This is a genomic window from Flavobacterium psychroterrae, from assembly GCF_018380615.1.
Taxonomy (GTDB): Bacteria; Bacteroidota; Bacteroidia; order Flavobacteriales; family Flavobacteriaceae; genus Flavobacterium; species Flavobacterium psychroterrae.
Window position 1 is genome coordinate 99,961 of record NZ_JAGYVZ010000016.1, and the last position, 18,925, is coordinate 118,885.

Here is an 18,925-nt window from a genome sequence, read left to right on the forward strand (position 1 = left end):
TTATGTCTACAATAGAGCAATCTGCAAAAGGAAAAAAAGACGGAGATATCAGATATTTAACGCCTTTAAACATCGAAACTAACAAAACTAAAAAGTATTGTCGTTTCAAAAAATCAGGAATCAAATATATTGATTATAAAGATGCTGATTTCTTATTGAAATTCGTTAATGAGCAAGGAAAAATTCTTCCTCGTCGTTTAACTGGAACTTCATTAAAATACCAAAGAAAAGTTTCTGTAGCTGTGAAAAGAGCTCGTCACTTAGCTTTAATGCCATATGTGGCGGATTTATTAAAATAATATTAAAAACAAAGTTGTTGGTTTCCGGTAAGATGGAACCTAACTTCTCAAATAAAGGACAACAACATGGAACTTATATTAAAACAAGACGTACAGAATCTAGGATTTAAAGATGATGTAGTTTCTGTAAAAGCTGGTTACGGACGTAACTTTTTAATTCCTCAGGGATTTGCTGCATTAGCAACTCCTTCTGCTAAAAAAGTATTGGCTGAAAACCTAAAACAAAGAGCTCACAAAGAAGCTAAAGTTGTTGCAGACGCAAAAGCATTAGCTGAATCATTGAAAGCAATTGAAATTAAACTTTTTGCAAAAGCAGGTGGTGAAAAATTATTCGGTTCAATCACCAATATTGATATCGCTGACGCTCTAGCTAAAGGTGGTCAAGTAATTGATAGAAAATTCATCACTAGCGGTATCGTTAAACGTACTGGTAAATACACTGCAAATGTGCGTTTACACAGAGATGTAATCGTTGAATTACCATACGAAATTGTTGCTGAAAAGTAATCGTTTTATATATTATATAAAAATCCCGATGCGAATCGGGATTTTTTTGTTTAAATGAAATAATAATTAATCAGACTTAAAGTTATTTGCATAAAGCATCTTGCTTAAAGCTTATAGCGTAAGGCATAAAGCCTAAAAAGAAAATGAAATACGCAAGATTAACAAAAGAGCAATTTGATGAATTGCACGCAGAATTCACTAATTTTCTAGCGACTCAAACCATTGATAAAGCAGAGTGGGATTCTATTAAAATAAATAAGCCGGAAGTAGCAGAACAGGAATTAGATGTTTTCTCTGATTTAATTTGGGAAGGTGTTTTATCCAGAGCCGAATATTTAGAACATTTCTCTAAAAATCATATTTTCTTATTCAAGTGTTTTGATAAAGATGTACAATCAATAGTCTTAAAATCGTTGATTCCTGAAACGGATTTTTTAACAAAAGAAGGATTGCAGTGGTTAAGCGATAATATGTTTACTGAAAACATAGAAATGAAAGTTGGAAAGAAAGTATTTACTGAAGATAGGAATGCTTCTATTTTTGAGTTGATTCAGCAAGGTGCGTTTTTAAGTGACGGTCAATTGTTTACTCAAATCAATACTATTATTGAATCATAGTTTTTCTAGTTGATATTTTATGAAAATGGTAAGTAGTTGATGTTAAATTATTTACCATTTTTTATTTTTTTAACAGTTGTTTAAACTTTTTTGTTTTTTTTACCCCGTATTTCTACTCCTTTTTTCTCAATCCTGCAATATACTTTTATTTTGTAAGTTTTACTTCTCAAATATTCTTAGTATTTTCTTTCTCAACCGATTTCGAAACTTATAAAGTAATCTAAAACTTACTTTTTTAATATTTAACAAAAACCAAATAATTATTTTGTTATAATTCTAACAGTTATTTTTCCTTTAAAAGACTTTATTTTCCTGATGTTTTGGCGTTTTGTTTAATTTTAAGATTTATTTAAATTAAAAAAAATAAGAATTTTATTCTTGTTTTACATTTAAGTTTTTTTTAATTTTAGAATAGAAAGTTAAACAAAACGGTTTTTGTTCTTTTTAGAAATACCATCATCTCATAATTTTATACTATAATTAGTAATCAAATTACAATTAGATGTTTTTAAAAAGAACGAAAAGAAAACAAATGAAATACCAACTAAATTAATTTGCATATGGAATTGACACTTACTCTCTTTATCAAGTTTGCATTAGCAATTCATATTATTTTAGGTTTATTTTTTATTGGTTTGAAGATAATCAAGTTTATCATCAAATTTAATTTTCGTAAGAGTGCAGACTTTTCTCAACAATTTTTTAATTATTTCAGTTTTTTATTTCCAAAGCCCAAACGACCACTTTGTAAATGAAAGGCTTTTTTATGTTTTAGTTTCTTAGATTCAAAAAACACTTCAAATTAAAATAATAGATTCAATTTTAGAATAATTTCTAAAGCAACAAAATTTATAAATTGGCTAATCAACTTTTTATGAATATTGAATCAACTATATATAAATAGAAATCCCCCTTCTACATCAACTTAAATTTTCTTTTATGAAAATTAGTCCTATGACAAATCACTCCTTTTGGAAGATTGATGCAGATCAATATTCCCTAAAATTTTTGAGTCGTTTTTTATTCCTAAAGGATAAAAATTGCTCTTCGGTATACTTTGGTATACTGAATACAACATGATTTTTTTACTGAAATGCAGTTTACATTCTTAGCATTCTAGGATTTTAAATTTCATTTTAACTAGCTGATTATTAACGTTTTTTAAATTGCCTAAGCATATCTGCTTATCGCAACAGGTATTTTATTGTCCATTTTCTAATCTTCCAAATTATGAAAAAAAATTTTACTTTTTATGATCTCATCGTAAAGACGAGATTGTTAGGTTTATTGTTTTTATTGCTTTTGTGCAATAAAAACTTTGCACAAACCTTTTGCAGACCTACTTCTAATACTTCTGGTATTGGTGGTGTTTGTCTTGGTACAACCGAAATTCTTAATCCAACTTTGGCTTATGATTCGAGTTTAAGTACGTATGCGACATTGACAAATGCACTTGGTGTACTTTGTTTTGCGCAGGAAACGCTAACATTTAATCAAACGGCACGCGCCGGAGATCAAATTGTTATTTATTATGGTTCAAATTCTGGTTTGTTAGACGTTGGTTTATTGTCTAATGCAAGTATTCAGCCAAGAAACTCGGTAGCAGGGACAACTGGTCCTACAGTTGCATTAAATAGTCCGTTACTGAATATTCAGTTATTGGCTGGAAATACTACTGGTGTTATTAGATATACACTTACCGGTGATGCTGACCAGGTTAGAATACAAGTAGGCGGACTTGTCAGTTTATTGTCTAATTTAAGAGTTTATGACGTACGCTTGCAATTTGCAAGACCTACTATTGCAAATGGAGAAACACAGGCTGTTTGTACAGGACAACAAGTTGCACTTTCAGCAACAGCCGCAGCAGGAACAACGGTAGCCTGGTATGATTCACCAACATCAACCGCAGCACTTTCACCTAATGGTAATTATACCACGCCAGCTTTAACATCTTCAACTACTTATTATGTAAGTACTTCAAGAATTGCAGGGTGCGAAAGTGACGCAAGAATACCGGTAACTATTAATGTTGTAGATCCTGTACAGCCTGCAATAAGTAACAGATAAAGTTGTTGCCTGTGTAGCTCCAGTAGAACAAATTGAAGTTCCTTGCAACTGTTTTAACATTCAAATACTTTTACAACTCCTATTTTAACTGCCAGTAAAACATATTATGTTGAGTCCCGTAATAGTGTTGGAGGATGCGTAAGCGCTACAAGAGTGCCCGTAACGGTAACTGTTTTACCTAATCCGTTAGGTGGATGTTTGGAAGCTAATAGCCAGCAAACAACTCAAAACGGACTTTGTTTACTTTGTTCTTCTACAACTCCAAATAATTCTGTTGATGGAAATATTGCAACTGCAGCCAGAATAACTCTTCCGGTAGGTTTACTAAACGGATATATTCAACAAACATTACAATTTAATAATCCTGGTAAAGCAGGCGATATAGTTGATTTGGAATTAGCATTACCAGGTGGTCTTGCTGATCTTTCATTGCTAGGGGCAGTTAGCTTAGCAACCTTTAATGGTGCAACTTATAATAACGACAGAATCTTTATCAATAATCCTTTAGTTACCTTACAGCTGCTAACAGGAAACAGATTTAGAGCTAGTATTGTTGCCGGTGCAAATTTTGACCGTGTCGAAATTAGATTAGGCGGTATAGTAACCGCTTTAACTAATTTAGATATCTATCAGGCTACTTACAGATATAAAGCAACTGTAGTTTCAGGAAACACGACTATTTGTAGTGGGCAAACAGCAACATTAGTTGCTAATTTAGCCGTGGGAGAAACTGTTGGTTGGTATACTACAGCAACAGGAGGAGCTCCGCTGGTAACAACAGCAGCTTATACAACGCCAATTTTGAATGCTACTGCTACTTATTATGTTGAAGTTGCCAGAAATGGTTGTGTTAATAGTGAAAGAACTCCGGTAATAGTTACAGTAAATAATCCTGTGGCTCCAACAGCAATTGACGTTATTCCTTTAAATTTATGTAGCGGAGAATCAACTACAATAACAATTCAGGCACCAGTTGCAGGTACAACATATAATTGGTACGATGCAGCGACTGGCGGGAATTTATTGTCTACAGGAACATCTTATACAACACCTAATTTAACCAGCTCTGTAACGTATCACGTAGAAGCTGTAATAGGAACTTGTTTAAGTCCTGCGCGTACAGCGGTTCCGGTTAATGTTAATCCAAGACCGGCAGTTCCGGTTCCGACATCATCAAATGTGGTGATTCAGTCTGGCCAAACTGTCATATTATCCGTTGCTGCTACTGCAGGAATATCATATACATGGTATGATGCACCAACAGGAGGCAATCTTTTAATTGCAAATTCAAGTACTTATACACCCAATCCTGCTTTAACTGCAAATACAACATTTTATGTTCAGGCAAATAATACGTCAGATTGTACAAGTCCTTCAAGAGCTGTAATTAATGTAATAGTAATTAATACGGTGAGTACTTGTTTACAGCCAAATTCACAGGTAACTACAACAGATGGTTTATTATGTGCTTTATGTACTTCGACTAATCCAAATGCTTCTGTTGATGGAAATATAAACACATTTGCAAGTCTTTCGACACCTGTTGCGGCAGTTGGTGCTTACATACAGCAGCAATTAACTTTTCCTACCCCAGGTCAGGCAGGAGATATTATTGATATTGAATTAGGATTGCCGGCAGGTCTTGCGGATGTTTCATTATTAGGAGGTGGCATTAGCCTTGCAACTTATAATGGAGCAACTTATAATAATGACAGACGTTTACTGACTAACAATTTATTAAGCCTGCAATTATTATCAGGAAATAAATTCAAAGTTAGTTTTAATGCTACTGCACCATTCGATAAAATCGAAATCAGAATAGGAGGAGCAGTTGCAACATTATTAACTACTTTAGATATTTATGAAGCTTCGTACAGATTTCCGGATGCAACAATAACCGGAGCAACAGCGCCAATTTGTGCTGGAGGAACTGCTGTATTAACTGCAACTTCTACAGGAACAGAAACTTTTACATGGTATGATGCTCCAACAGGAGGGAATATAGTGGCTGTTAATCCAACTGTTCCTTTAAATGCTACTACAATTTATTATTTAGAAGCCACACGCGGAGGAACTTGTGTTAATAGTGTTCGCCAGCCGGTTACAATTACGGTATTGCCAATTCCAACAGCTGCGGATATTGCGATTACAAGTCCTTTAACAGCTTCATGTGCTGGAGGTGTTGTATTGACTCCAACTTCTGCTTTAGCGGGAGCAACATTTAGATACTATACAGATCAAAATAAAACACAGGAAATTATAACAGGATCTGTTGTTGCTGCTCAACCGGGAGCAACTTTCTCTAAAGATGCTACAACGGGAGCGCTTACAATTAGTGGATTAGCTCCTAATGCATCTTATAATTATTATGTTTCTGTACTTAACGGAGGAACTTGCGAGAATATAAACGGAACATTAAAAGAAGTTATAGTAAATGATCCTGCTGAATCAGCTTTAACAGTTCAGACTCCGTTAGTTCGTTGTGGTACAGCAAATTTAAGAGATGCTATCACAAATTTAGATACATCAGGAAATACAGTTTATACTTTCTTTGATGTATCAAATAATCCAATTACAGATCTTGCTGCTTCAAATATTTTGGCAAGTGGTACTTATTTTATCGAAGCACAAACAACAGGAATTGCTTGTCCATCTTTAAGAGAACAAGTAATAGTAACTGTAAATCCGTTACCAACATTAACCGGAGTAACAAGTTCTATTGCTGTTACAACAGGAAGTTCGGTTGCATTAACTGCAACATCAAATGGAACCTTTGCGTGGTATGATCAACAAGGTAATTTGTTACCATCAAATAATACAGGTGTACTTAATACAGTTGGTGTTTACAGTTATACTGTAATTGCGACTCTTGGAACTTGTACAGTAAGTCAGACGATAACTGTTAGTGTTATTGATGCTGCTGCTTGTGATTCTTTATTAGAAAGAGTTTATGCTAATTCACAACTATCAGGAAGTATTATTACCGGATCTGTTACTAACGGACCTTCGGGAGCTGATGGTAATCCCGCAACTTTTTCAACTATAACCACTGGTTTAGGGCTTTTAGGAATTGGAACAACTTGGCAAAATTTGCAATGGCCAACAACAATTCCTAAAGGAACTCCTGTAACAGTAAAACTAGGTTTACAAAATAGTTTACTTGCGGTAGGACAAAATATTTCGGTAATAGGAACAAAACGTGACGGATCTAATAATCCTATTGATATTGGAACTTTACAATCAGTATCAGGATCATTATTGAATTTATTACCGGGTCAAAACTCATTTGAATATACATTTGTACCTTCTAATACAGCTGGTCTTCAGGATTATGATGGTATTCGTGTAGAATTAGGATCTGTTTTAAGTGTAGCTCAAAACATTAATGTTTACGATGCTCATTATAAAAAACAGGTAACACAAATTGCTTGCGGGCAAGGAGATATTGAAGATATTTTCTCTGGCGTGAGAGATTTGGGAGTTGGGGCATTAACAACAACGGTGGGAGTTTCTGATCCTTGGAATGTGGCTGATGGCGATGTTGCTACTTATGCTACAATGTTTACAGGAGTAGGAGTTCTTGCTGCTGCCGAACTTACAACAACTTTTAGAACACCAAGTATGGTGGGGGATAGTTTAAGAATTACGATTTCAAAACCCGGAACTCTTTTAAATCTTGGATTACTTACAGGATTTACTATCCAGCTTTATTCAGGAGATATTGCTGTAGGAGCTCCAATTCAAAATACAAGTAATTTATTGACTTTAAAATTACTTGCAGGAGATACAATGGCAATGACAATTGTTGCACCACAAACACAGCCTTATGATAAAGTTGTAATTACTTTTGGAGGAGCTGCAAATGTTTTAGATCAACTTAGAGTTCATACTATTGATCGTGTAACGAATACTAAAGTGATAGGAAGCGATCCTGATAATGCTGTCACGGTTTGTCCCGGAGCAGCTATAACGCTCTCGGCTACGCCTAAATCCTGTGCTGATTATGCGTGGTATGATTCTCCAACTGGCGGAAATCAGGTGGCAAGTGGTTTAACTTATACACTTCCTGAAACATTGGCTGCCGGAACATATAAATATTATATCCAGCCAATTCGTTATGGTTGTCCAGCTTTAGAAAGAGGAGAAGTAACAGTAATTGTGAGAGCCACTACTCCTGCAGCTGCAATAGCAAACGTAACAATAAACGGAAATAATAATACTATTGTTTGTACCGAAACCGGTACAGTAACATTAAATGCAATTTTAAATGGCGTACCGGCACTTACAAATCCGGTATATCACTGGTATAGTTTTGATGGTACAACAAGTCAGGAGATTGCAGGTGAGATAACGCCACAATTAATTTTGACAGGATTAGCTTCCGGAACTTATACATATTATGTAGGAGTTAGTTCAGATGAATTTTGTGAAACTGCACCGGCAGATAGAAAACAGGTAACATTTACAATTTTACCAAGTTCTCTGTCAACTGATATATTGGTTGACAATGCTTCGATTTGTCATGATACAGCAGCTACATTAACACCTACAAGTCCTTTAACGAACCCGGTTTTCTTGTGGTATTTAGATGCTAATAAAACACAGCCTATTACAGATGGTGTAATAATTGGCGGTGTAACCTATACTGTTAGCCCTGCAGGAGTTTTAACAGCTACGGGTTTAACAACAGCTATGAGTCCTGTTTCTTATTATGTTGCGGTTACAAGTGATACTACTTGTCCAAATAAAAACGGAGAACTGGCAGTTGCAACGGTTATTGTTAATGATCCTGCAACGCCAACATCTACTACTGATCCTCAAAATTTCTGTGCAACGGCTAATCCAACAGTTGCTAATCTTCAGGCAAATGAGGCAAATGTAGTTTGGTATCTTGCACCAACTGGAGGAACGGCTTTGGATCCAACAACTGCATTGATAAATGGAACAATTTATTATGGAGCTATACTAGATCCGGCGATACTTTGTGAAAGTTCAGTTCGATCTGTTGTAAATGTAACTATAACAGCTCCTGCAACACCAACATTAGTAACAGCAGGAACACAAAATTTCTGTTTGGTAAATGCGCCAACATTTGCAAGTGTTCAGTTTAATGAAGCAAATATTATTTGGTATACTGATTTAGTTGGAGGAACAGTAATTCCGTCCACTACGGTATTGACCAGCGGAACTTATTATGCGGTTATCCAGGATCCTGCAACACTTTGTGAAAGTGCAGTAAGATTATCAGTAACCATAAACGTTTCTGATCCCGGAACGCCAACATTAGTAACAGCAGGAACACAAAATTTCTGTTTGGTAAATGCGCCAACATTTGCAAGTGTTCAGTTCAATGAGGCAAATATAGTTTGGTATACAGATTTAGTTGGTGGAACTGTAATTCCTTCAACCACAGTATTGACAAGCGGAACTTATTATGCGGTAATCCAAGATCCGACAACACTTTGTGAAAGTGCCGTAAGATTATCAGTAACTATAAACCTTTCTGATCCCGGAACACCAACATTGGTAACAGCGGGAACACAAAACTTCTGTTTGGTTAATGCACCAACTTTTGCAAGCGTTCAGTTTAACGAAGCGAATATTATTTGGTATACAGATTTAGTTGGTGGAACAGTAATTCCGTCAACCACAGTATTGACCAGCGGAACTTACTATGCCGTAATCCAAGATCCAACAACACTTTGTGAAAGTGCAACACGATTGACAGTAACTATAAACGTTACCGATCCTGCAACGCCAACACTAGTAACAGCGGGAACTCAGAATTTCTGTTTAGTTAATGCACCAACTTTTGCAAGCGTTCAGTTTAATCAGGCAAATATAGTTTGGTATACAGATTTAGTGGGTGGAACGGTGATTCCGTCCACTACGGTATTGACCAGCGGAACTTATTACGCGGTAATTCAGGATCCAACAACACTTTGTGAAAGTTCTGTAAGATTAACGGTAACTATAAACGTTACTGATCCCGGAACACCAACATTGGTAACTGCGGGAACACAAAATTTCTGTCAGGTAAATGCGCCGACATTTGCAAGTGTTCAGTTCAATCAGGCAAATATAGTTTGGTATACAGATTTAGTGGGTGGAACGGTGATTCCTTCAACTACGGTATTGACAAGCGGAACTTATTATGCAGTAATTCAGGATCCTACAACACTTTGTGAAAGCGCTGTAAGATTATCAGTAACTATAAATGTTTCTGATCCCGGAACGCCAACATTGGTAACTGCGGGAACACAAAATTTCTGTCAGGTAAATGCGCCGACATTTGCAAGCGTTCAGTTCAATCAGGCAAATATAGTTTGGTATACAGATTTAGTGGGTGGAACGGTAATTCCTTCAACTACAGTATTGACCAGCGGAACTTATTATGCGGTTATTCAGGATCCAACAACACTTTGTGAAAGCGCTGTAAGATTATCAGTAACTATAAATGTTTCTGATCCTGGAACTCCAACATTGGTAACTGCCGGAACACAAAACTTCTGTCAGGTAAATGCGCCTACATTTGCAAGTGTTCAGTTCAATCAGGCAAATATAGTTTGGTACACAGATTTAGTGGGGGGAACAGTGATTCCGTCAACTACAGTATTGACAAGCGGAACATATTATGCCGTAATAAAAGATCCAACATCAGGATGTGAAAGCGTAACACGATTATCAGTAACTATAAACGTTTCTGATCCCGGAACGCCAACATTAGTAACTGCCGGAACTCAAAACTTCTGTTCAGGAAATAATTCAACTCTGGCAAGTATTCAGCTAAACGAAACAAATATAGTTTGGTACAATGCACCAACGGGAGGAACAGTACTACCTGTAACAACAGCATTAGTAAGCGGAACTTATTATGCAGCATTAAAAGATGCAATTACAGGTTGTGAAAGTAATGTTAGACTTCAGGTTACCGTGAATGTTGGAAATTCAAATAATCCAACGACAAATAATACAGCACAAAACTTCTGTTCAAATGCTGCACCAACATTTGCAAGTATTCAGGTAAACGAAAGTAATGTATCATGGTTTAGTGCTTCAACCGGAGGAACAGCAATTCCATTAACAACAGCATTAAGTTCAGGTACTTATTATGGAGAATTTACAGATCCAATTACAGGATGTAAAAGTGCAGCTCGTTTAGCAGTTACAATTACCATTGTGAACCCAATGGGAACGCCTACAACAAATTCAGCTACGCAAAACTTCTGTTCTGTAAATGTGCCAACAGTTGCTAATATTCAGGTAAACGAAGCCAATGTAATTTGGTACAGTACTCCAACAGGAGGAACAGCAATTCCGGCAACAACAGCTTTAGTTAGTGGTACTTATTATGGAGTTGTGGCAAGTGGTTCAGGTTGTGAAAATCCAAATAGATTAGCAGTTGTGGTAAATGTTAACACACCACTTTTAGTTACAACACCCAGAACAACACAAACATTTTGTTTATCAGCAGCACCAACAATAGCAAGTATTTTGGTAAATGAGGCAAATGTAGCGTTTTATGCTTCTGCAACCGGAGGAACACCATTAGCAGCAAATACACCGCTTACGGCCACAACATATTATGCTTCAGCGATTAATAATACAACAAATGGTTGTGCGGCTGCTTCACGATTAGGAATCTCAATTGCTTTTGAAAATGATGCGATGGTTCCAATCACGACAACAGACGATACTCCATGTGTTTTCCAGGGAATTACATATTCAATTGCTAACGGAAAATCAGATTATGTCTGGTCTATCACAAACGGTACAATTACTTCAGGAGGAGGAAACGCCGATGGAACCGTAACAGTTTCATGGTCTGATATTGGACCTGGTAAAGTTGAGGTTGGTTACATTAATTCATGTAATGAAAGAACAATTAAATCATTAAATGTAACCGTAGCAACTTGTTCTGATCTAACGATAACAAATACAGTTAGTAATCCTACACCTAATTTTGGTGAGCAAATAACATTTACTGTAACAGTTAATAATGTGGGTCAGGGTAACTTTATCAATACCATAGTGAGCGAGTTGCTTCCAAGCGGATTCGATTTAATTAGCGCAAGTACCACTTTAGGCACATATGATTTAAATACACAGCTTTGGACAATCCCTACATTAAATGCAGGACAAAGTGTTGTACTTACAATCGTTGCCGAAGTATTGCCAAGCGGTAATTATACAAACGTTGCAACTGTCGAAATTTCGACTCCTTTAGATGTTGATGCATCAAATAATTCGGCTTCAGTAACAGTTGTTCCGGTTTGTCTGACAGTTTATAATGAGTTCACTCCAAATAATGACGGAGCTAATGATCTTTTCAGAATAGACTGTATCGAATCATATCCTAACAATGAGTTGAAAGTTTATAATAGATATGGCGCATTAGTATATAGTAAACAACATTATGAAAATGATTGGGACGGAACTGCCAATGTATCAGGAGTTATTAATAGAGGAGATATGTTGCCTACAGGTACTTATTTTTATGTGATAACCATTGGAGATGGAACGGTTAAAAAAGGATGGTTATCTATCATGAGATAATCACTCTATTAATCATCTAATTAATTAAACTTAATAAGTATCGTTATGAAACTATATATAAAATCATTAGAAACGTATTTTATTTTAATATGTTCTTTTACCACATTTTGTGCCAGTGCACAGCAAGATCCGGAGTACACACAATATATGTACAACACAATGTCCGTAAATCCAGCTTATGCTGGATCTACGGGAACATTAGAAGCAACACTTTTACACCGTTCACAATGGGTAGGAATTGATGGAGCACCAGAAACGCAATCGTTTTCAATACATTCACCTCTTGTAAACGAGATGATTGGTTTAGGATTAAGTGTCGTAAATGACAAAATTGGTCCATCAAACGAATTGTATGTTGACGGAAACTTCTCGTATTCAATTCCTCTGGGATATGAAAAAAGATTAGCATTTGGACTTAAAGCAGGAATGCGAATGTTGAATGTTGATTGGTCAAAAGGGAGATTTTACAATAATAATGATGTTTTGTTGAACCAAAACATCGATAATCAAATGAAATTAGCCGTTGGAGCAGGAATTTATTACTATACTGATAAATGGTATTTAGGATTTTCAATCCCAAGCTTTTTGCAAAATGATTATTATGACGACGTTCAGGAATCTATAGATTACGATCGTTTACATTATTATTTAATGGGAGGTTATGTGTTTGATTTGAATCCAAATTTAAAATTCAAGCCCGCATTTTTAGTAAAAGCAGTAAGTGGAGCACCGCTTACTGCTGATATATCGGCGAATTTTATGATTGCAGAGAAATTTGTAATCGGTGGATCGTATCGAACAGATGATTCTGTGAGTATATTGGCAGGTTTTCAAATATCCAGAAGTTTTTACATTGGATATGCCTTTGATTACACAGTAAGCGATTTGAACAAATACAATGATGGAACACACGAAATCATTTTGCGTTACCAATTTACTCAAAGAGAAAGTAAAATCAAATCACCTCGATTCTTCTAAACCCAAAACCCCTATGAAAAAATTATATATCCTAAGTTTAGTATTGAGTTTTACATTAGGTTTTGCTCAGACTAATTTAAAAAAGGCCGATGCACTGTTTAAAAGTTATTCCTATGCAGATGCATCAAAAGCCTACGAAGAATGCTTGCAGAACATCGAGAATCCATCGGCACAAACATTAAAAAATGCTGCAGATTCGTATTATTTTAATTCCGATGCCAGAAATGCATTGAAATGGTACAAAAGATTATACGAAGTGCAAGGCAATAATTTAACCGATATCTATTATCTGCGATATATTCAAACAATGAAAGCAGTAATGGATTATGACGATGCTGATAAATTAACAAAAGAATATCTGAATATAAAAGGAGATCAAAAAGAAATCAATCGATATGTTGCCCAGAAAAAGCAACTTGATAGTTTATCAAAAGCAAAATCTCTTTACACTATTAAAAATTTAGATATAAATACCGGTAAATCAGATTTTGGAGCAACGTTTTATCAGGATCGAATTGTATTTACATCAGCAAGGGATACCACAAAGTTTAGCGATAAATTGTATAACTGGAACAATCAGCCGTTTCTGAATTTATATGTTTCTGAAAGAAATCCTGCTGACGGAAGTCTGTTCAACGAAACCTTGTTTATTCCTAACGTAATGACAAAGTATCACGAAGCAACAGCAAGTTTTGCTGCCAACGGAAAAACAATGTACTATTCGACAAACATCATCAAAAAAAATAAATTAGTTATTGACAGAGATAAAATCAATAATTTTCAAATTCTTAAAGGTGATATAATAGACGGAAAACTGGAAAACCCACAAAAAGTTTTCTTTGATAACGATGCCTATTCAGTTGGACATCCTTGTTTAAGCGACGACGGACAATGGCTTTTCTTTGCATCAGATATGCCTGGCGGATACGGCGAAACCGATTTATATGTAGTGAAAATTGCAGATGACGGCACAATGAGTTCACCACAAAATCTTGGACCAAAAATCAACACAATTGGTAATGATCTTTTTCCATTTTTCCGTAACGGAATACTTTATTTTTCTTCAGATGGACATTACGGACTTGGAGATTTAGATGTATATGAAAGTAAATTTTTATCAGATGGAAATTTCACAACTCCGCGAAATCTTGGAGCACCAATAAACAGCAACAAAGATGATTTTACTTTTATAATCGACAAATTTGGAACTTATGGTTATGTTTCGTCAAATAGAGCAGGAGGTAAAGGCGATGACGATATCTATTCCTTTGTAAAAGGAGAACCTGTTTGCAACCAGAATATTTCAGGAAAAGCATCTGACAGAAAATCTAAATTACCAATAACTGATGTTACAATTGTGGCTTATAATTCATACAACGAGATTCTGGCAGAGACAAAAACAAATTTCGAAGGAAAATATGCAGTAACAGTTCCCTGTAATAAAACAGTTCGATTAGTGGCTACAAAAACAAACTACAGCAACGACGAAAAAACAGTTGAAACAACAAAGGAAAATGAAGGCGAAATTATCGATGTCAATTTCGAATTAAGCAATTATGATGATTTAGTAGTTAAAAAGAAAGGTGTTGAAAAAGTAGACGTAAATCCAATTTATTTTGATTACGACAAATTTGATATTACACCATTAGCTATCGATGAATTGTCTAAAGTAGTTTTCATTATGAGAAAATTTCCTAACATCAGAATCAAAATAGAATCGCACACAGATTCACGCGGGAAAGATGCCTACAACCTGAAACTTTCTGATAACAGAGCAAAATCTACAAGAGATTATATTGTTTCACAGCAAATAGATCCCTCAAGAATAGAAAGTGCAATAGGTTACGGTGAAACCCGATTAATTAATAAATGTAAAAATGGAGTGAAATGTACAGAAGAAGAACATTTGTTAAACAGACGCTCAGACTTTATCATTATTCAGAAATAGTTTTATATTTGCATTGTAATTAGTTGATTATCAGTGTAAAGTTATAAAGCGAAGAGACCATTTGGAAGTTGGTTTTGTTTAAATTCTTTTTAAGAATAATGGGCAAGAAGAAAATCAAGTTGCATCGTTTTGCAACTTGATTTTTGATTTTATAAAAGTTTGTTTTTTACTGTTTTTTCAACAAAATAATCCTAATTTTGAGATTCAGTTATTCTAAAACACAACCTCCAGTATTTTAATATTTTATGAGTATTCAAGAAACAATTCAGACTTTAAGAGACGAACTTAATCAACATAATTACAACTATTATGTCTTAGACAATGCCACAATTTCTGATTATGATTTTGATATAAAACTAAAAGAACTGCAGGAATTAGAAAATAAACATCCTGAATTTTTTGATGAAGATTCGCCAACTTTACGTGTAGGAGGTTCAGTAACAAAAAACTTTAAAACTATTGCGCATCAATACCGCATGTATTCCTTAGATAATTCATATTCTAAAGAAGATTTACTCGATTGGGAAAACCGAATCCAAAGAGTTTTAGGAAATGTAGATTTGCAATATACCTGCGAATTAAAATACGATGGAGCATCGATAAGTATTACCTATGAAAACGGAAAACTGGTTCAGGCATTAACCCGGGGCGATGGCTTTCAGGGAGATGAGGTAACCAATAACATCAAAACCATAAAATCGATTCCGTTAAAACTAAAAGGAAATTATCCGGAAAGATTTGACATTCGAGGTGAAATTATTCTGCCATTTGCGGGTTTCACAAAAATGAATCAGGAATTAATCGAAATTGGAGAAACCCCATATTCAAACCCAAGAAACACAGCATCAGGAAGTTTAAAATTGCAAGACAGCGCTGAGGTTGCAAAACGTCCGCTAGAATGTTTATTGTACTTTGTTACAGGAAATAATTTACCCTTTTCATCCCAGTTTGAAGGACTAGAATCAGCCAGAAAGTGGGGGTTCAAAGTACCATCCGAAGCTAAACTTGTCAGTAATATGCAGGAAGTTTTTGACTTTATTGATTATTGGGATACACATCGTCATACACTACCATATGAAACAGATGGCGTAGTGATAAAAGTAAACAGCATTCAGCATCAGGAAGAATTAGGTTATACCGCAAAATCTCCTCGCTGGGCAATTGCCTATAAATTCAAATCTGAACAAGTTTCAACACTTTTAAATTCAATTACATATCAGGTTGGTCGTACCGGAGCAATAACGCCCGTAGCAAATTTATTACCCGTACAATTAGCAGGAACAATTGTAAAAAGAGCTTCATTGCACAATGCAGATCAAATTGCAAAATTAGATATCAGAATAAATGATACCGTTTTTGTTGAAAAAGGAGGAGAAATCATTCCTAAAATTATCGCAGTAGATTTAACCCAACGTCCGGAAAATTCAGAACCAACACAATACATCACACATTGTCCGGAATGTCAAACCGAATTAGTTCGAAATGAAGGAGAAGCTAATCATTATTGCCCTAATTTTTACGGATGCCCTCCGCAAATTATAGGCAGAATCCAACATTATATTTCAAGAAAAGCAATGGATATTGAAGGTCTTGGAGGAGAAACCGTAGCGTTACTTTTTAAGAATAATCTCGTTCATAATTATGCTGATTTATACGAATTGAAAGTAGATGATATTTTGCATTTAGAAAGAATGGCAAAAAAATCAGCAGAAAATTTGGTAAACGGAGTAGAAAAATCCAAAGAAATTCCTTTTGAGAGCGTTCTTTTTGCACTCGGAATTCGTTTTGTTGGAGAAACCGTAGCGAAGAAATTAGCCAAACATTACAAAAATATAGAAGCATTAAGTAAAGCTTCTTTAATGGAATTGATTCTTGTCGATGAAATTGGAGAACGAATTGCAAAAAGTGTAATTGAATTTTTTGAAAACGAAGAAAATCAAAAAATTATCGAACGCCTAAAAAGTTACGGAGTTCAATTTGAAATTGTAGAAAAAATAAACCCGAATGCGACCATAAAATTCGTAGGGAAAACATTTGTAGTTTCAGGAGTATTTGCACAATTTTCAAGAGACGATTTAAAGAAAGCTATTGAAGATAACGGCGGTAAAGTAGGAAGTTCAATTTCTGCCAAAACTGATTTTGTAGTTGCAGGAGATAATATGGGACCGGCAAAATTAGAAAAAGCCAACAAACTAAATATTCCGATATTATCTGAGGAAGATTTTATAAACAAATTAAATGAAAGCGAATAAACCGTCTTTGATTTTGTTTTTTCTGGCACTGTTGTGCACAATTATTTTTGATTATACACAACAAGATGTTTTTGCACTCTATGCAAAAGCCATTGTACTTCCTGCAATTTTTATATATTATTTAATCAGCAGCGATTTTAAAGTAGGAAAAGCAGAAGGTTTAATTTTCTTCTTTTGCTTTATAGGTCAAGTTTTTGATTTAATGGATATTGAGATTTCTGAAATAGGAGGGATTTGGAGTTTTTTAATTGTCTACCTTTTAATTTTAATCCTTATAATAACCGGACATCAAAAAATAAGTCTAAAACGAAAAGATATATTACCAGTTTCAATAGTAGTAATATTTATAGTTTACTTGCTTGTTTCAGTATTAAGCCTTCAATTTGACAATATGAAAAAGTTCAACACATTATATACTTTCTACGGAATTGTATTGAGTGTTTTGAGCTACTTTTCATTTGTGAATTACATAACCAAAGGAACACATATTACCCTGTTAATGTCACTAATGGCAATTAGTTATATATTTTCGGATATATTCTATATTTTCAATGAATACTTTTCCTATTCGGTAGTTTTAGTTTTAATACGGGATATAACTCAAATTTTGGCTTATTTCTTTATGGTAGAATACTTTTTAGAAAAAGCCAAAATTCAAAAAAAGGTTTTACACAATAATTGATCTTCCCTGATTGGTGTGCGCTTTATCCTTATCGAAATAAAAATCGATACGGCCTAAATTGATTCCGTAGCAACCCACCTGGTTGACCAAAACATCTTGTCCCGCTTTGTTTTTAACAATTGTAGGTTTATCTAAAAATGTATGCGTGTGTCCGCCAATAATCAAATCAATATCCTGAGTTAGTTCAGCAAATTTCAAATCAGAAATTTTATTCTCTTCGTCCTTATATTTATATCCCAAATGCGAAAGACAAATTACCAAATCACATTTTTCTTGTTTTTTCAATAATTGCGTCATATCCTGAGCAACTTCTACAGGATTATTATAAACAGTTTCCTTATAAAGTTGTTTGTCAACCAATCCCGCAAGTTCAATACCTACACCAAAAACACCAACTTTAATTCCGTTTTTCTTAAAAATTTTATACGGTTTTACAAGACCGCCCATGACCGTATTTTTAAAGTCATAATTCGAATTGATAAATTCAAAAGTAGCGTGAGGCATTTGAGCATATAATCCGTCAAGACCATTATCAAAATCATGATTACCAATAGTTGATGCATCATATTTCATCATACTCATCAACTTAAATTCAAGTTCACCACCATAATAATTAAAGTACGGAGTTCCCTGAAAAATATCTCCTGCATCTAACAAAAGAACATTTGGATTTTCCTGACGAATAGTTTCAATAAGTGCAGCTCTTCTCGAAACACCGCCTTTATTAGGATTACGTGGATCATCAGCCGGAAAAGGATCTATATGGCTGTGAACATCATTAGTATGTAGAATCGTTAAGTGTTTAATATCGCTCGTTTCAAAACTGCTTAATGACAAACCTAAACTTAATAAGGCAGTACCTGCAGCTGTTTTTTCGATAAATTCTCTTCTTTTCATTTTATATATTTTTTGCGGAAAGGGACATTATAATTGATTGTTTTTTTTGCCACGAATTGCACGAATTTCCACGAATTTTTTGAATACTAATTAGTGCAAATTCGTGCAATTCGTGTCAA

At 34.8% G+C, this 18,925-nt stretch carries 10 protein-coding genes and 1 pseudogene; 10 read left to right on the forward strand and 1 reads right to left on the reverse strand.

Annotation, left to right across the window (positions count from 1 at the left end):
• The first annotated feature begins 2 nt into the window (after nt 1-2).
• The 10 genes and pseudogenes from rpsR to KHA90_RS16880 all read left to right on the forward strand — a co-directional run bounded on the left by rpsR (nt 3) and on the right by KHA90_RS16880 (nt 17,909).
• A complete protein-coding gene (gene rpsR, locus KHA90_RS16845; protein ID WP_002987043.1) occupies nt 3-299 on the forward strand; it encodes a 30S ribosomal protein S18 in 297 nt (98 codons plus the stop codon).
• A 66-nt stretch (nt 300-365) separates the two neighbouring features.
• Complete coding sequence (gene rplI, locus KHA90_RS16850; RefSeq protein ID WP_213303198.1) at nt 366-806, forward strand: 50S ribosomal protein L9; 441 nt, start codon at nt 366-368, stop codon at nt 804-806.
• Nucleotides 807-949: 143 nt separating this feature from the next.
• On the forward strand, nt 950-1,423 hold the full coding sequence (locus KHA90_RS16855; RefSeq protein ID WP_213303200.1) for a DUF6495 family protein: 474 nt from the start codon (nt 950-952) through the stop codon (nt 1,421-1,423).
• A 1,230-nt stretch (nt 1,424-2,653) separates the two neighbouring features.
• On the forward strand, nt 2,654-3,493 hold the full coding sequence (locus tag KHA90_RS25445) for an immunoglobulin domain-containing protein (RefSeq protein ID WP_244860407.1): 840 nt from the start codon (nt 2,654-2,656) through the stop codon (nt 3,491-3,493).
• A 72-nt stretch (nt 3,494-3,565) separates the two neighbouring features.
• Nucleotides 3,566-4,882: pseudogene (locus KHA90_RS25845) on the forward strand (immunoglobulin domain-containing protein); the annotation flags it as partial.
• Between the two features lie 21 nt (nt 4,883-4,903).
• Nucleotides 4,904-12,049 carry an Ig-like domain-containing protein gene (locus KHA90_RS16860; RefSeq protein ID WP_394370702.1) on the forward strand — a complete coding sequence of 2,382 codons (7,146 nt, stop codon included), beginning with the start codon at nt 4,904-4,906 and terminating at the stop codon, nt 12,047-12,049.
• 45 nt (nt 12,050-12,094) lie between these two features.
• Nucleotides 12,095-13,027, forward strand: a complete 933-nt coding sequence (locus tag KHA90_RS16865; RefSeq protein ID WP_213303203.1) for a PorP/SprF family type IX secretion system membrane protein — start codon at nt 12,095-12,097, stop codon at nt 13,025-13,027.
• Between the two features lie 13 nt (nt 13,028-13,040).
• Entirely contained in the window at nt 13,041-14,975 is a 1,935-nt protein-coding gene (locus KHA90_RS16870) for an OmpA family protein (RefSeq protein WP_213303206.1), read from the forward strand.
• A 245-nt stretch (nt 14,976-15,220) separates the two neighbouring features.
• Nucleotides 15,221-17,227, forward strand: a complete 2,007-nt coding sequence (ligA, locus tag KHA90_RS16875) for an NAD-dependent DNA ligase LigA (protein WP_213303209.1) — start codon at nt 15,221-15,223, stop codon at nt 17,225-17,227.
• Nucleotides 17,214-17,909, forward strand: a complete 696-nt coding sequence (locus tag KHA90_RS16880) for a hypothetical protein (protein ID WP_213303212.1) — start codon at nt 17,214-17,216, stop codon at nt 17,907-17,909. The genes ligA and KHA90_RS16880 overlap by 14 nt, the downstream gene beginning before the upstream one ends.
• Here the strand turns inward: KHA90_RS16880 and KHA90_RS16885 are convergent.
• Nucleotides 17,895-18,806, reverse strand: coding sequence for a bifunctional metallophosphatase/5'-nucleotidase (locus KHA90_RS16885; protein WP_213303214.1), 912 nt, complete (start codon nt 18,804-18,806; stop codon nt 17,895-17,897). The two genes, KHA90_RS16880 and KHA90_RS16885, sit on opposite strands and share 15 nt — an antisense overlap.
• Nucleotides 18,807-18,925 lie beyond the last annotated feature (119 nt).

What these genes read in the sequence shown, in the direction of transcription:
- rpsR (WP_002987043.1), top strand. Translation starts at nt 3, where the DNA reads ATGTCTACAATAGAGCAATCTGCAAAAGGAAAAAAAGACGGAGATATC.
- rplI (WP_213303198.1), top strand. Translation starts at nt 366, where the DNA reads ATGGAACTTATATTAAAACAAGACGTACAGAATCTAGGATTTAAAGAT.
- KHA90_RS16855 (WP_213303200.1), top strand. Translation starts at nt 950, where the DNA reads ATGAAATACGCAAGATTAACAAAAGAGCAATTTGATGAATTGCACGCA.
- KHA90_RS25445 (WP_244860407.1), top strand. Translation starts at nt 2,654, where the DNA reads ATGAAAAAAAATTTTACTTTTTATGATCTCATCGTAAAGACGAGATTG.
- KHA90_RS16865 (WP_213303203.1), top strand. Translation starts at nt 12,095, where the DNA reads ATGAAACTATATATAAAATCATTAGAAACGTATTTTATTTTAATATGT.
- KHA90_RS16870 (WP_213303206.1), top strand. Translation starts at nt 13,041, where the DNA reads ATGAAAAAATTATATATCCTAAGTTTAGTATTGAGTTTTACATTAGGT.
- ligA (WP_213303209.1), top strand. Translation starts at nt 15,221, where the DNA reads ATGAGTATTCAAGAAACAATTCAGACTTTAAGAGACGAACTTAATCAA.
- KHA90_RS16880 (WP_213303212.1), top strand. Translation starts at nt 17,214, where the DNA reads ATGAAAGCGAATAAACCGTCTTTGATTTTGTTTTTTCTGGCACTGTTG.
- KHA90_RS16885 (WP_213303214.1), bottom strand. Translation starts at nt 18,806, where the DNA reads ATGAAAAGAAGAGAATTTATCGAAAAAACAGCTGCAGGTACTGCCTTA.